General features: G+C 60.1%; 14 protein-coding genes. 5 read left to right on the top strand and 9 right to left on the bottom strand.

Annotated features, from left to right (window positions below):
* Window positions 1–114 precede the first annotated feature (114 nt).
* The 8 genes from GHO25_RS23670 to GHO25_RS23640 form a co-directional block, all read right to left on the bottom strand.
* A complete protein-coding gene (locus GHO25_RS23670; protein WP_048368922.1) occupies window positions 115–1,767 on the bottom strand; it encodes an ABC transporter substrate-binding protein in 1,653 nt (550 codons plus the stop codon).
* A gap of 233 nt (window positions 1,768–2,000) precedes the next feature.
* Window positions 2,001–3,395, bottom strand: a complete 1,395-nt coding sequence (locus tag GHO25_RS23665) for an LLM class flavin-dependent oxidoreductase (RefSeq protein ID WP_153392776.1) — start codon at window positions 3,393–3,395, stop codon at window positions 2,001–2,003.
* Between the two features lie 11 nt (window positions 3,396–3,406).
* On the bottom strand, window positions 3,407–4,462 hold the full coding sequence (locus tag GHO25_RS23660; protein ID WP_048368920.1) for an NADP(H)-dependent aldo-keto reductase: 1,056 nt from the start codon (window positions 4,460–4,462) through the stop codon (window positions 3,407–3,409).
* A gap of 256 nt (window positions 4,463–4,718) precedes the next feature.
* On the bottom strand, window positions 4,719–4,850 hold the full coding sequence (locus GHO25_RS26655; protein ID WP_256677318.1) for a hypothetical protein: 132 nt from the start codon (window positions 4,848–4,850) through the stop codon (window positions 4,719–4,721).
* Between the two features lie 77 nt (window positions 4,851–4,927).
* On the bottom strand, window positions 4,928–5,698 hold the full coding sequence (locus GHO25_RS23655) for a MetQ/NlpA family ABC transporter substrate-binding protein (protein WP_153332688.1): 771 nt from the start codon (window positions 5,696–5,698) through the stop codon (window positions 4,928–4,930).
* 34 nt (window positions 5,699–5,732) lie between these two features.
* Window positions 5,733–6,398: a methionine ABC transporter permease gene (locus GHO25_RS23650; protein ID WP_048368918.1), complete on the bottom strand. Its 666-nt coding sequence runs from the start codon at window positions 6,396–6,398 to the stop codon at window positions 5,733–5,735.
* 2 nt (window positions 6,399–6,400) lie between these two features.
* A complete protein-coding gene (locus GHO25_RS23645) occupies window positions 6,401–7,624 on the bottom strand; it encodes an SfnB family sulfur acquisition oxidoreductase (RefSeq protein WP_048368917.1) in 1,224 nt (407 codons plus the stop codon).
* Window positions 7,625–7,880: 256 nt separating this feature from the next.
* Window positions 7,881–9,086: an MFS transporter gene (locus GHO25_RS23640; protein ID WP_153392774.1), complete on the bottom strand. Its 1,206-nt coding sequence runs from the start codon at window positions 9,084–9,086 to the stop codon at window positions 7,881–7,883.
* A gap of 121 nt (window positions 9,087–9,207) precedes the next feature.
* Between GHO25_RS23640 and GHO25_RS23635 the strand changes: the two genes are divergently transcribed.
* Window positions 9,208–9,825 carry a TetR/AcrR family transcriptional regulator gene (locus tag GHO25_RS23635; protein ID WP_153392771.1) on the top strand — a complete coding sequence of 206 codons (618 nt, stop codon included), beginning with the start codon at window positions 9,208–9,210 and terminating at the stop codon, window positions 9,823–9,825.
* A 10-nt stretch (window positions 9,826–9,835) separates the two neighbouring features.
* On the opposite strand, the gene GHO25_RS23630 is transcribed toward GHO25_RS23635, so the two are convergent.
* Entirely contained in the window at window positions 9,836–10,765 is a 930-nt protein-coding gene (locus tag GHO25_RS23630) for a LysR family transcriptional regulator (RefSeq protein WP_123750530.1), read from the bottom strand.
* Window positions 10,766–10,890: 125 nt separating this feature from the next.
* On the opposite strand from GHO25_RS23630, the gene araD1 reads away from it, so the two are divergent.
* The 4 genes from araD1 to GHO25_RS23610 form a co-directional block, all read left to right on the top strand.
* A complete protein-coding gene (gene araD1 / locus GHO25_RS23625; protein WP_123750529.1) occupies window positions 10,891–11,889 on the top strand; it encodes an AraD1 family protein in 999 nt (332 codons plus the stop codon).
* Window positions 11,890–11,958: 69 nt separating this feature from the next.
* Window positions 11,959–13,278: an MFS transporter gene (locus GHO25_RS23620; RefSeq protein WP_048368912.1), complete on the top strand. Its 1,320-nt coding sequence runs from the start codon at window positions 11,959–11,961 to the stop codon at window positions 13,276–13,278.
* Window positions 13,279–13,301: 23 nt separating this feature from the next.
* Entirely contained in the window at window positions 13,302–14,858 is a 1,557-nt protein-coding gene (locus GHO25_RS23615) for a UxaA family hydrolase (RefSeq protein ID WP_048368911.1), read from the top strand.
* 80 nt (window positions 14,859–14,938) lie between these two features.
* A partial coding sequence (locus tag GHO25_RS23610; protein ID WP_153392768.1) for an aldehyde dehydrogenase family protein occupies window positions 14,939–15,336 on the top strand: 398 nt, incomplete at its 3' end.

The raw sequence follows: 15,336 nt of genomic DNA, 5'->3' as shown, positions 1-15,336 counted from the left end.
GCCCACAGCACCAGCAGCCCGCCCGCCACACGCCAGACGGCGCGTCGCCCCACCTGCAGCCAGCGCTCGCGCTGCGGATTTACAGTCTCGATTCGGCTCATTGGTTCACCCTTTTCATTTATTGACCCAGGCGTCATACAAATACGTCACCGCCAAAGATGGCTCCAGGCGCACGCCCTGGGTGGTCTTGTAGATGCCCAGGCGTGAGCTTTGCGGGTACGTGGTCAGTTGCAGGTATTGGCTGGAGGCAATCTGCTGCGCCTTGTAATACAGCGCCTTGCGCTGCTCAGGGTCTTGCGTGGTCAAGGCTTGCTGGATCAGCCCGTCAAACGCCGTATCGCTGAAACCGGCGGTGTTCTGGTGATAACCGCCGACACCCGCCGGGCGAATAAACTCCGAGCCAAAAATGATCCGCAGCACGTCGGGGGTGTTGGTGTTCCAGTAACCAATACGAATGTCGTAGTCCCAGTCCGCCTGGCGCTGAGTGGCCTGCACATCACTCATCTGGTCGATGATCAGTTGAAACCCGACCGCCCGTGTGGTCGCTTGTACTTGCTCCCACAGGGTGTATTCCGAGGGCGGCGTGCGGTTACCCATCACCACATGCACCTGTAAGCGTTTGCCGTCACGGGTGCGGTAGCCTTCACTGTCACGCCCGGTCCAGCCGGCTTCATCCAGCAATTGCGCTGCGCGGGCCGGGTCGTAGTCCTGGGCGTGTTCGAAATCCGGGCTGTAAAAGCGGGTCGCCGAACTCAGCGGGCCACCGGCACGCGGGAACTCGCTGAAATACACACTTTTGAGCGCGCCCTCGACATCCGAACTGCGCACAAAAGCTTCGCGCACCTTGAGGTCATTAAACGGCGCACGGGTGATGTTCAGCGTGCCGTTGGTGGGGTTGCCCGGCCGCAAGGCCACCAATACCGTAAGGTCCGGGTTGCGTCGTGCGGCCTCATGGGATTCGGGCGGCAGCGTTTCGATCACATCGACCTCTCCGGCTTGCAGCGAGGCAAAGCGCACGGACGGCTCCTGAATGAACTTCCAGACGATGCGCTCCAGCCACGCCGGGCCTTGATGCCTGGCAGTGGGTGGCGCCCAGTTGTAATCCGGGTTGCGCACCAGTTCGACCTGGCTTTGCCGGTCCCAGCGGACGATCTTGAACGGCCCGCTGCCCACCGGGCTTTCGCAGTTTTCATCGCGCGAGCGAAGCAGCGCGGTGGGCGACTCTATGCCCAGAAAACCTTGGGCCAGGACCTCCAGAAACGCCGCGTACGGGGTGGCCAGGTGCACCACCGCCGTATGGTCATCGAGTACATCGGTGCTGCGGTATTGGCGGATATAACCGCCCGCCGTACTCGATTGGGTTTTCGGGTTGGCCATGTGATCGAGGTTGGCCTTGACCGCCGCCGCGTTGAACGGCGTACCGTCGGTGAAGTGCACGTCATCGCGTAGATGGAAGGTGTACGTCAGGCCATCGGCCGAGACCTCCCAACTTTTCGCCAGCCAGGGCCCGATCTGGCCTTGGTCATCCATCGACACCAGCGAGTCGAGGTACTGCTGGCCGATAAACACCTGCGGCATGTCACCCGCCACATGCGGGTCGAGGCACGTGGGCTCGCGGTCGGTGGCATAAATCAACGTCCCGCCGCTGACCGGTTTGTCACTGCGCGCAACGGTTGAGGTTTCCTGCCCGCAGCCGACCAGTACCGAGCACAGGGTTGCGATGCCGAGCAACGGAAAGTTTCGAATAAAGGGGGAAATATTGCGCATGGGGCCTGCTGCCTTAAGTCCGGGACTTAGGCTATTGCACAAGCCATGCCGGGTTTTTCGCCCAGCAAACAGGCGCAAATCGGCGTTGGGAAGGAGTCAAAAGCAACAGTCTGTGCAGCGACTGTTGGTGAGCCAACAGTTGGCTGAAAACCCACTGTAGGAGCGAGCTCGTCTCGCGATCTTTTTAAAGATCAAAAGATCGCGAGACGAGCTCGCTCCTACAGGTGATGTGTTCAGAAACGTAATGGCGTGGCCGGTTGTTGCAGCACCGCCGGGTCGCGATAGCGGGCGCCGAAATGGTCAGCGGGCAAACGCGCCTGCCCCGTACCAAACAGGCGTTCGCGCAGGGTTTCGCCTTCGTTGTAACGCTCACGGAAACGACCACGGCGGCGCAGTTCCGGGATCACCAGCTCAATAAAATCCCGAGCCGTTTCAAACGACAGGTACTGGCGCAAATTGATCCCGTCGATGCCGTCGACATCCAGCCATTTCTCGATTTCATCCGCCACCACGGTCGGCGTACCCGCCACAAAGAAACGCTCACGGTTAAACCCCGAGAACTGCGACAACACGGTGCCGATAGTCCACTCAGGCTTGTAGCGCTGCAGGCTCTCCCAGCCGTCGACTTTCAGCTCGATCAAATCACTGATCAGCGCATCGCTGGGGTAAGCGGTCAAATCAATCGCTGACTGATGATGGGCCAGCGACGCCTCAACGCTCATCAGCTTGCGATAGCTGTCGAGCTTGCGGCTGACTTCTTCGTCAGTACGGCCCACGATCACCCCGGCCATGACGATAAATTTCAGCCCCGCCGGGTCACGCTCATGGGCGATGGCCTTGTTGCGCATGGCCTGAATATTCGCGCGCACCGCCGGGGTGTCGAGGCCGCCGGTAAACACCACTTCGGCATGCCGCCCGGCAAACTCGATACCGGCAGGCGAGCCGGTTGCCTGGAACAACACCGGCGTGCGCTGGCGCGAAGGCTGGCACAGGTGCGGCCCGGCCACGCTGAAGTGCTCACCCACGTGGTTGATGTAACGGACCTTTTGCGGGTCGGTGTACACCCGTTGTTCACGGTCGATAATCACCGCGTCATCGTCCCACGAGCCCTCCCACAGTTTGTAGAGCACATCCAGGTATTCATCGGCGATTTCATAGCGATGGTCATGCACGACTTCGGTGTCATGCCCGAAGTTGCGCGCCGCATTGGGCAGGTACGAGGTCACGATGTTCCAGCCCACCCGGCCCTTGGTCAGGTGATCAAGGGTGCTCATGCGCCGGGCAAAAGCAAACGGCGGCTCGTACGTGGTTGAAAACGTCGCGCCAAAGCCGAGGTTTTTGGTCACGGCGGCCATGGCCGGAATCACCATCAACGGGTCATTGCTGGGAATTTGCATGGCCTCGCGCAGGGCGGTTTCCGGGCCATTGCGAAAACGGTCATAGGTGCCGATCACGTCTGCCAGAAACACCCCGTCAAAGGTGCCGTATTCCAGCAGTTGCGCCAGCTCGGTCCAGTAATCCAGGTCATTGAAGCGGTGACGGTTGTTCTCGGGATGCACCCACAGGCCGTGAACGATATGGCTCACGCAGTTCATTTCAAACAGGTTGACGTGCAGTTGCTTGGGCATCGCCCGTACTCCTATGGCGCAGGGTTGGGGACACGCTGATGGACGGCCTCGATGCGCGCCAGAATCTCCGGACTGAGGCTCACGTTGATCGCGCTGAGGTTGTCGCGCAATTGCACGAGGCTGGTTTGCCCGGTCAGCGCACTGGCCACAAAGGGTTTGTTGATGACATAAGCCAGAGCCAATTGCGCCGGGGTCAGGTCATGCTCGCGGGCGATGTCCACATAGCCTGCGATGGCTTCTTGGGCCAGCAGGCTGTCGTAGCGATTGAACGTGCGGTACACCGAGGTCAGACGCGAACCTTCAGGGCGGGCGCCACCGAGGTACTTGCCGGTCAAGGTGCCAAACGCCAGCGGCGAATACGCCAACAGGCCAACGCCTTCGCGATGGGTGAACTCCGCCAGGCCGCCCTCGTACAGGCGGTTCAGCAAACTGTAGGGGTTCTGGATGCTGACAATGTTCGGCAAGCCCAGGCGCTCGCTCTGCTTGAGAAATTCAGCCACGCCCCACGCCGTTTCGTTGGACACACCGATATGACGGATCTTGCCCGCCTTGACCTGATCGGCCAGCACCGAGAGGGTTTCTTCGATGGCCACACTTTGCGTGTCTTCGGCATACGGGTATTCACGCAGGCCAAAAAAGTTGGTCGGGCGGTCGGGCCAGTGCAGTTGATAGAGATCGAGGTAGTCGGTTTGCAGGCGCTTGAGGCTACCGTCCAGGGCTTCGACGATGTTGCGCCGGTCATGCCGGGTCAGGCCATCGCGAATATGCAATTGGCCACCGGGCTCACGGGCCGGGCCGGCAATTTTGCTTGCCAGCACGATGTCGGCGCGGCGCGCACTGTTGGCGCCCAGCCAGTTGCCGATATAGCGTTCGGTGGTACGCCAGGTGTCGCCGCGAGTGGGCGTGGGGTACATCTCGGCGGTGTCGATCAGGTTGACGCCTTCAGCCAGCGCCAGTTCGATTTGCTGATGAGCATCGCTTTCGGTGTTTTGGTGGCCCCAGGTCATGGTGCCCAGGCCCAGAACGCTGACGTTAATGCCGCTGTTACCCAGTTGACGGTAGTGCATGAGAGGTCCTTTTAGCTGGCAATCAATACAAACACCTTGAGTGTTTATGACTACCAGGAACCTATGCACCTAACATGCCACGCCCCCAACCTCAGCCATAACAGCGGATGAGCCCTGCGGGTCAGGCAATGTGTTGTTGAACCGTGTGCAATGTGCTCATGAAGTGTTGGGCAACCAACATGTTGATAAGAGCCCCCTCACCCCAGCCCTCTCCCGAAGGAGAGGGAGCCGATTTGGGGATGCGCCAGCCCAGTATTTATGGCGACTCTACTGTGCCGCCCTGGCAGCCGCGCTGATTGGGACTGTCGGTGCAGCCTTGCTGATAACTGAAGTATTGGCAGCCCGCACATAGAACAACAAGGCTCAACAGCATCCATCGCAATGTCATACGTTCTCCTGGGTCAGCGGGTTATTCATCTTCAATAGCCTAGCTGACATAAGAGAACACAGATGTTTAATGCCGATTTAAAAGCCTGGCACGATCTGGCCTTTGTAACGGGTCAGGATAAATTGACGCACGGCATCAGAGTGCAAGGCCTTGGCCAGTTTCTGAATACGCGGGTCATTGATGTTGTCCGGGCGCGCCACCAGATACTCGACGTACAAGTCCTTGCCCTTCTCGACAATCAACGCGCTGTTGGTGTCGATCCCCGCTTCCAGCGCGTAGTTGGCAAACACAAAGGCCAGGTCAACCTGGCTCACGGATCGGGCCAGCATGGCGCCTTCCAGCTCACGGATTTTCAGGTGCTTGGGGTTGGTCACGATGTCACGGGTGGTCGACTGCGGGTCGCCAGGGTTTTTAAGCGTGATCAGCTTGGCCTCTTCCAGCAGCACCAGAGCACGACCGGCGTTGACCGGGTCATTGGGGATGGCCACCGAAGCGCCGTCCTTCAGCTCGGCGATGTTTTTAATTTTGGTCGAGTACGCGCCAAACGGCTCGATATGCACGCCCACTACCGGGACCAGATCCGTGTGGCGTTCCTTGTTGTACTCATCCAGAAACGGCCGGTATTGGTAGTAGTTGGCATCGATGTTTTTAAGCGCGAGTTGCTGGTTGGGCTGGATAAAGTCGTTGAACACTTTGATCTGCAGATCAACGCCTTCCTTGGCCAGCTCAGGCTTAACAAACTCAAGAATTTCGGCATGGGGCACCGGCGTGGCACCGACCACCAACTTTTCATTGGCCTGAGCGCTAAAGGCGGCCATCACGGCCACCAGAGCAAGAAGCTTTTTCATTGCACAAACTCCGAACAATCAAAAATGAGCCGTCTCAGCGACGGCTGTAATGGGACACCAGACGGTCACCGGTCATTTGCAGCCCTTGTACCAACAGGACCAGCAAGGCCACGGTGACCACCATGACGTCAGTCTGAAAACGCTGATAACCAAAACGGATCGCCAGGTCACCCAAGCCCCCGCCACCGATCACACCGGCCATCGCGGTGTAATCCACCAGCACGATGGCGGTCACCGTGACGGCTGCAATCAGCCCCGGCCGGGACTCTGGCAACAAGGTGTGCCAGATGATTTGCCAGGTCGTGGCGCCCATGGACTGGGTGGCCTCCACCAGGCCGCGATCAACTTCACGCAGCGCGGTTTCCACCAACCGTGCAAAGAACGGCGTGCAGCCCACCACCAATGGCGGAATGGCACCCGCCACGCCCAGCGAGGTGCCGGTGATCAAGGTGGTCACCGGGATCAGCACAATCAGCAAAATGATGAAGGGCAGCGACCGCAGGACATTCACCACCATCGACAGCACGCGGTAGATGCCGGGTTTGGCGTGCAATTGCTGCTTGCCGGTGAGGTACAGCAACACCCCCAGCGGTAGCCCCAGCAACACGGTAAAACCCAGGGCCATGCCGAGCATGCTCAGGGTGTCGAGGCAGGCCTGACCGATTTCCGGCCAGTTAATATTGCTCAGCAGCGCGTCCATCGTTATGACCAGTCATGACGCGGCGGATTGACCCCGTTCAGCAGCCAGTTGCCGACCACGTGGTATTTCCAGCGCACCGGGTCATGCAGGGTGTGCACGCGGGCGTTGCGCCAGTGGCGATCATGGTTGTGACGCGCCAGCGAGGAGCGCGTACCGCCCAATTCGAACAGACGGTTGCTGGCTTCCAGGGCGATTTCAGTGGTCAGCACCTTGGCTTTGGCCACTGCTACCGAAGCGCGCGCCACGCCGGCTTCACCGGGGTTTTCACGCTCGCTATCGAGGACCCGACCGGCCCGCTCAAGCAAGGCTTCGGAGGCGTCCAGCTGGATGCTCAACTTGCCGATCTGGATGATGGTCAGCGGGTCCTCGCTGGCTTTATCCAGCCCCGAGTCGATCCATGGGCGAGCGTGATCACGCACAAAACTCAGGGTGTCGCGCAAGGCGGCGCGGGCAATGCCGGCATCAATCGCGGCGGTGGTGATTTGCGCAATCGGTCCGGCCAGGGTCGGGTTTTCATAAGACTGGTACGTCTTGAACACGTTAAAGGCCGGCACCCGCAGGTTTTCTGCCAGCACCGTGCCGCTGGCGGTGTTGCGCTGGCCAATGCTCGACCAGTCATCCACCACGATCAGGCCGGGCGTGCGCCGCGGCACAAACGCCAAGTGCGCTTTATCGTCGGCATTCAGCGCCAGCACCCCCAGCCAATGGGCGTACAACGAGCCAGTGCAGTAGCCTTTACGGCCATTGATCACCACCTCATCGCCTTCGCTGACAAAGCGCGTCTGGATGTCTTGCACAGTCTTGCCGCCGGTTTCAGAAATGGCATTGGCAAAGCGGTTGCCCTTGAGCGCCAGCCCCAGAAACCAGGCCTTCTGCTCTTCTGTGCCTTGCAGACGAATGTCTTCGAGCAGGCAGTAATGGTTCTGCGGGATCTGCCCGAGGGAAGCGTCGGCCGCCGAAATGATGGCGATCACCTCGGCCAGCGTGGCGAACGACACCTCAGCACCGCCGTACTCCTTGGGCACGGTAATGCCCCACAGGCCGCTGTTGGAGAACACATCCACCACCTCAGCAGGCACTTCGCGCTGACGGTCGCGCTCGGCATCACCTTCGAGTAAAAACGCGGCGACCTTGTGGGCGACTTCAATGGCTTCTGCGTCCGAGCGGATGACATGGGCATCGGGAACAGACAGTGGGTAATGGGCGTCGGCTGGGGTGTTCGACATGGGGTTCTCACTCTTTACTCGTGTTTAATCGCCAACAGATGCGATCGTTATTCACAACAGAGCAGAATCCATGCCAGATAATTTATTGTTTAAATTCAGTAAGTTATTGTTTGTTCGAAGCGTAAATAGTTGGCCTGGCAACAGTCTGTAGAACAACTGTTGCCAGGCCAACACTGCCCGCGCAAACCCAGGGTCACAGCCTTCGTGCCTCGGCAGTTCCTACAGGGTTGGCGCTACGCAGGCGAGCTTGTGAACATCAATGACCGACGACAGCAGCCCCGGCCTGGCGCTGCCCCGTGGGGAAACCGTGCTGGCGAGCGTTGAACACGATCAACAACCCTGCCAGCAACAACACCAGTAACGCCCAGGGCAACGCACTCACACCGACTTGATCGAGCAACACGCCACCCGTTAGCGCTCCGCCAGCGATGGCACTGTTCCAGACCACCACGTTCATCGACAACGCCACATCGGCGCCCTCACCTGCCGCGTCTGCCAGTGCCGTCTGCAGCAAGGTTGCCGCACCACCAAAGGACAGGCCCCAGATGAAAATACCGACGTACACCACCGGCGCAGACTGGAAGAACACACCAAACAACAGGGCAATCGCGGTAAACGCAGCAAGGCTGACCAGCACCACCCTGCGTAAATGGCTGTCGACCAGCCGACTGGTCAGCCAGATGCTCAACAGCGCCGCAAGGCCAAATACCAGCAACACAAGATCCACCTGATCGGCCAGACCCGCTGGCGTCACAAACGGGGCGATGTAGGTGTAGAGCATGTTGTGCGCGAGCATCCAGGTCATCACCACCGCAAGCACGGAGCGCACCCCGGGTGTCAGCAGTACCTGGCGCAAGCCGATGCGCCGGGCGCTGGCCTGCCCCGGATAATCCGGCACTTTGGCCAGCACCCAGACAATCAGCACCACAGTCAGTATGGACATCAGGCCGAAGGCGCTGCGCCAGCCCATCAGCGCCCCCAGCCAGGTGCCCAGTGGCACACCCAGTGACAGTGCGATTGGCGTACCGACCATCGCCACCGCCATGGCGCGGCCCTGCAAGTGCGGCACAACCATACGTCGTGCGTACCCCGCCAACAGGCTCCAGGCCAGACCGGCCGAAGCACCCGCGCAAAAGCGCGCCACCAGGGTCACGCCATAGTGTGACGACCACGCGGTGATCGAGTTGAACAGCAGAAAACCCACAATGGTCAGCAGCAAGACATTGCGCCGCCGCCAGCCCTGTGTGGCGATGGTCAAGGGAATCGCCGCCAGCAACGAGCCCAGTGCGTAGACCGTGACCATCTGCCCGGCCATTGCCGAGGAGATCTCAAGGCCGCTGCTGATTTGGGTCAGCAAACCCGCCGGCAACGTCTCGGTGACAATGCAGATAAACCCGGTCATGGCCAGCGCCAGCAGCGCGCCCATGGGTAATCGCTCAGTAGTGTCGCGCTCTTCAACCATCGCCTGTTCCAACCTGTCTTAGTTATGTATCGATAAGTACAGATGTTGGCGATGCAAAAGCGATTGGTCAACGACTTTTGTATCGACTAGTATTTATGTCTTGTGAAAAAGGAGACCGACAATGGCCCAGATGGGACGCCCACGTACGTTTGACCGTGACGCGGCAATCACTCAAGCCATGCACCTGTTTTGGCAGCACGGTTACGACTCCACCTCGCTGAGCCAGCTCAAGGCGAGCATCGGCCCAGGCATTTCGGCGCCGAGTTTTTATGCCGCCTTTGGCTCCAAGGAGGCCTTGTTCAAAGAGGTCATGGAACGTTATCTGAACTCCCATGGCCGCGTGACCGAGAGCCTACAAGACCCCGGGATTGCCCCGCGTGAAGCCATCGAACTGGCGTTGAGCCGCTCAGCCCGCATGCAATGCGAACCGGGGCACCCACGTGGCTGCCTGGTAACACTGGGGCTGATGAGTGCCTGCTCGGCTGAAACCCTGGAGATCTGCGCGCCACTGGCCCAGGCCCGCGCGCGTAACCGGGCAGGGTTTATTGCCTGCATCGAGCGCGGCGTCGCCTCGGGCGAACTGTCCGCGCAGACCAACGTTGTCGCCTTGGCCACAGTGTTTGAAAGCTTTTTGCTGGGGCTGACTACGCTTGCCCGGGACGGCCTGGAGCACGCAGTACTGGACGCCGCTGTCACCCAGGTAATGAGCGCATGGGACGTGATGCGCGTGGCCGCGTAACGGCTTGCGCTCATGCCTGTTTTTGGCGGGTCAGCTCATCAATCAGCAGTTGCGTCGGGGCGGTTAATGCCACGCCTTTGCGGGTGACGATTTCGTACGGCTCGCTGCGTGATTTCAAGTCCAGCGCCAAGCGCATCAGCATGCCGTGGGTCACCGCCATTTGCGCAACGTCCACCGGCATTACGGCGACCAGTTGCGGGTCCTGCAAGAGCAATGACAGCGTGGTGAAGGTCGATGAGGTTTCAATCGGATACGCCGGAAAGTTAAGCCCCGCTTCCCTGAACTCCCGCTCAAGGGTCAGGCGCATGGGCATGTTGACCGGGAACACCACCCACGACGAATCTGCCAGTTCGCTCAACGCCAGCGACGTACGGCGGGCAAACCGGTGCGCAGTGTTAGCGACCACGATCAGCGGCTCCTGCTCGCGCAGGCGACTGTCATAAGCCGCCGGATGTTTGCTGACGCTGGTGCGACATATGGCCAGGTCCAGGCGCCCTTCGTCGAGTAATCCCAACAGCCGAGCGCTGGTGTCTTCGACGATTTCTACCGATAACTGCGGCTGTTTGGCGCGCAATTGCGCCAGGCACTCCACCAGCACCGGCACTGCGCCCATGATCACCCCCACCGACAGACGCCCGCCATGGCCTTGCAAAATGCCGAGCATTTCTTCGCGCAGGTGCGCCACATCGGTGTGTATCAAACGCGCGTAACGGATCACGCAACGCCCCAGATCATTGGGCGTCAGGCCTTTGGGCGTGCGCTCGAACAGGGTTGCGCCCAGCGTCGATTCAATTTCGTGCAGCGCCTTGGTCGCGCCGGGCTGGGTAATTGCCACAGACTCGGCGGCCTTGTGCAGCGAGCCGAATTCGTCCAGCGCAATCAACAACCGCAATTGTTTGAGGCGCAGCCGGGAAATGATGGTGGTCAGGGATGGCAGCATGGGGATGACTATTGGTTATCGCTCAATCAGCATCTGTCATTAGGCAGCATCCCTGACAAAAATTAAAGTGAGCGCCAGAAGGGGTTAACGACCCGCCATAAAAATAATCTGCGAGAGTTCACTGTATGCGCTTGATCCAGTTTGAAACAGCTCAAGGCCAGCGCCACGTCGGGGTGATCGAGGGCGATGAGATCCACGTGGTGCTGGGCACCGAAACCACTCGCGAACTGGCTCTGGAGGCCATTCGTAAAGGCCACGGCCTGGTCGCTGAAGTGCTGGCCCGTGGCACCGAGGCAAGTCCTGTCAGTTATAGCCAGACACTGGAGCAAGGCCGCGTACTCCCGCCGCTGGACCATGCAGACCCGGCCCACTGCCTGATCAGCGGCACCGGCCTGACCCACTTGGGCAGCGCCTCGACACGCGACAAGATGCACCAGCAAAACGCAGCCGATCACAGCGCCATGACCGACACCGCACGTATTTTTCAGTGGGGCATAGAAGGTGGCCGCCCGGCATCCGGCACGGTGGGCGTGCAACCGGAGTGGTTCTACAAGGGTGACGGCTCGATCGTGGTTCGCCCCGGCAGTGCGTTCAGCAAACCGACCTTCGCTGAAGATGCCGGCGAAGAACCCGAGCTGACCGGCCTGTATGTAGTGGGCGACGATGGCAAGCCCTACCGCGTAGGCTTTGCGTTGGGCAATGAGTTTTCTGACCACGTCATGGAGCGCCGTAACTACCTGTACCTCGCGCACTCTAAATTGCGCAATTGCAGTTACGGCCCCGAGCTGCGTGTCGGCGAGCTGCCGCGTCACCTGACCGGCATGAGCCGCATCCTGCGCGGTAACGAGGTAGTCTGGGAAAAAGAGTTTCTCAGCGGTGAAGACAACATGTGCCACAGCCTGGAAAACCTTGAATACCACCACTTCAAGTACCCGCAGTTCCTGCGCCCTGGCGATGTGCACGTGCATTTCTTTGGCACCGCCACTCTATCGGTGGCCGACAACATTCACACCCAGGAAGGTGACCGCTTCGAAATCAGCATACCGGAGTTCGGCGCACCGCTGATCAACGGTATACAGGCAGGCACCGCTGAACTGCCAGCCGGGCATGTCGTAACGTTGTAGCAAGGCTTTGTGGGCTTGCCTGCAAGCCCACTCCCCGCTTGATAAAAAACATAAAAAAGCGAGACGAACATGAACAGCAAAATTGCACCGGCCGCCCCCAGCCAGGCCGCCGGGCTTGCAGACGCCTCACGACCTACCACGGTGCGCTGGCGCATATTTTTGATCCTGCTGCTGTTGTCGGCGATCAACTACATCGACCGCGCGTCACTGTCGGTGGCCTTGCCACTGATTTCCAGCGAATTTGAAATGACCCCGGCCCTGGAAGGCCTGATGCTCAGCGCGTTCTTTTGGTCCTATGCGCTGATGCAAATTCCTGGCGGCATGCTCCTGGACCGTTTTCAGGTGCGCAATATCGTCGGTGTGGCGACCGTGGGCTGGGGCTTCTTCCAGGCCATCGCAGGGGGCGCCCACAGCTGGATGACCTTGCTCGCCACCCGTATCGGTCTGGGCGTTGCCGAATCACCGATCATGCCCGCCGGGGCCAAGCTGAACGGTGCCTGGCTGACGCCCAATGAGCGGGGCCGCGGGGCAACCCTGGTGGATGGCGGCGCCCCCTTGGGCACAGCCTTTGGCGCCATCATCATCGCGGGTCTGATTACCTGGTTCGACTCGTGGCGCATTGCGTTCGTGATCGCCGGTGTCGGCACCATGATCGTCGGTGTCTGGGCCTGGTGGTACATCCGTAATAACCCGGCCGAACACCCTAAAGTCAACGCAGCTGAACTGGCCTATATCACCAACGCCAATGCCGAGGCGGCGAAAACCAACGGCGAACGCAAAGCCATCCTCAAAGACTTGCTGAAAAGCCGTTCGGTATTGGCCATGTTCGCCGGGTACGCCTGCTACAACAGCGTGTTCTACGGTTTGCTGACCTGGATGCCGAGCTACCTGCACAAGGCGCACAACCTCGATATCAAGGCCATGGGCGGTGCAACGTTCCTGATCTTTATGTGCGGGTTTATCGGCGAGATCTTCGGCGGTTGGCTGGCGGACAAATGGAAGGACGCAGGCGGCGCTCCGAACAAGGTGATGCGCACCATGTTCGGCGGTTCGGCGGCGATTGCTGCGCTGTGCATCCTGCTGGTGGCCTACACACCGGACGCTTTCACCGTGATTTCGCTGCTCTGCGTGGCCCTGTTTTTCATTCGCTGGTGCGGCATGTACTGGTGCTTGCCAGCCATTTTGGGCGGTAAATCCAAGGCGGGCGTACTGGGCGGCAGCATGAATTTCTGCGGCAACATGGTCGGTGTCATCGTACCGATCCTGATCGGCCTGATCGTGCAGTTCACCGGTTCGTACTTCCTCGCGCTGATCTTCTTCGTGGTGATGGCTTTCGGTCTGATGCTGTTCTCATCCCTCATCGACTACCGCGAGCGCGGTCTGGCCTGAGCCTTTCACTGAGGTAACTGTTGATGCAACTCATAACTAAAACAGGCAGTGAAAATGCTGCCAACGCCGTGATTCGACTCAACCCGCTGGACGATGTGCTGATTGCCCGCCAGCCCATTCCCAAAGGCCTGATCCTTGAGGCCGAAGGGCTGACAGCGCTGGACGCTATCCCTTCGGGCCACAAGATCGCAACCCGTGATCTGCCGGCCGGCCAGGCGCTGCGCCGTTATGGGCAGATCATTGGCTTCGCCAGCCAGCCGATCAAAGCCGGTGAACACGTGCATGTGCACAACCTGGCCATGGGGGATTTTTCGCGCGATTACGCCTTTGGTGTGGATGCGCGGGGGATTCATACGCCCGACCAGGACACCTTTATGGGCATCGTGCGCGCGGACGGCCGCGTCGCTACCCGTAACTACGTGGGCATCCTGACGTCGGTGAACTGCTCGGCGACGGTGGCCAAGGCCATCGCCGATCACTTTCGCCGCGACATCAACCCGCAGGCCCTGATCGACTATCCCAACGTGGATGGCGTGGTCGCCCTGACCCACAGTTTTGGGTGCGCAGTCGACCCCGGCGGCGAAGCCCTGGCCATGCTGCGCCGGACCTTGGGCGGCTATGCGATTCACCCCAACTTCGCCTCGGTGCTGATGATCGGTCTGGGTTGTGAAACCAACCAGATCGCGGATTTGCTGGAGGCCCAAGGCCTGGAAAAAGGTGAATTTCTGCGCGCCTTTACCATTCAAGGCACGGGCGGCACGTCGAAAACCATTGCCAGCGGCATCGAGCAGGTTAAATCCCTGCTGGCCGAGGCCAACCGCGTCGAGCGTGAGCCGGTCAGTGCCAAACACTTGATCATCGGCTTGCAATGCGGCGGTTCCGATGGCTACTCGGGCATCACCGCCAACCCGGCGCTGGGCAATGCGGTAGATCGCCTGGTCGCGGCGGGCGGAACTGCAATCCTCTCCGAGACCCCGGAAATCTATGGCGCCGAGCATTTGCTCACACGCCGTGCGGTCAGTCGTGAAGTCGGAGAAAAGCTGATCAAGCGGATTCACTGGTGGGAAGACTACTGCAAGCGCATGAATGCCGAGCTGAACAACAACCCGTCGGCGGGCAACAAGGTCGGAGGCTTGACCACCATCCTCGAAAAATCTCTGGGCGCCGTGGCCAAGGCCGGCTCCAGTGACCTGGTCGATGTCTACGAATACGCTGAGACGGTGCGCGCCCACGGCCTGGTGTTTATGGACACACCGGGCTACGACCCGATTTCGGCAACCGGCCAGGTGGCGGGCGGCGCCAACCTGATTGCGTTCACCACAGGGCGCGGTTCGGCCTATGGCTGCGCGCCCTCGCCGTCGATCAAGCTGGCTACCAACACCCGCCTGTGGGAGACCCAGGAAGAAGACATGGACGTGAACTGCGGCGGCATTGCCGACGCCAGCATGACCATCGAAGAGCGCGGCGAGTACATCTACCGCCTGATGTTGCGCATCGCCTCCGGTGAGCGCAGTAAAAGCGAGCAGCACGGTTACGGCCAAAACGAATTTGTGCCATGGCAGATCGGTGCAATTACCTAAGCCCGTGATGACACACCACACCTGTGGGAACCGGGCTTGCCCGCTCCCACGGGTTTCATTTTTTTTTCAAGGAGATGGACATGACCCAGATTACCGGCCAGAACTTTATTGGCGGCCAGCGCAGCAGCGCTGGCGCTGTTCATTTGCAAAGCCTGGATGCAACGACCGGTGAAGCCCTGCCGTATCAGTTTGTGCAGGCCACCGACGCCGAAGTAGACGCCGCCGCCAACGCGGCCAGCGCCGCCTTCGCGGCCTTTCGCAGTTTGCCCGCCAGCCGCCGTGCGGAATTTTTAGAAGCCATTGCTGAAGAAATCGACGCGCTGGGCGACGAGTTTGTGGCCATCGTTTGCCGTGAAACCGCCCTGCCCGCCGGGCGCATTCAGGGTGAGCGCGGCCGCACCAGCGGGCAGATGCGTTTGTTTGCCCAGGTGCTGCGGCGCGGCGATTTTTATGGCGCGCGGATCGATCAGGCCCTGCC

The sequence above is a fragment of the Pseudomonas sp. FSL R10-1350 genome, from assembly GCF_009600525.1.
In the GTDB taxonomy this organism is placed as follows: Bacteria; Pseudomonadota; Gammaproteobacteria; order Pseudomonadales; family Pseudomonadaceae; genus Aquipseudomonas; species Aquipseudomonas helleri.
Note: the sequence above shows the minus strand (reverse complement) of the source record. Positions and strands in the feature narration are given on the sequence as shown.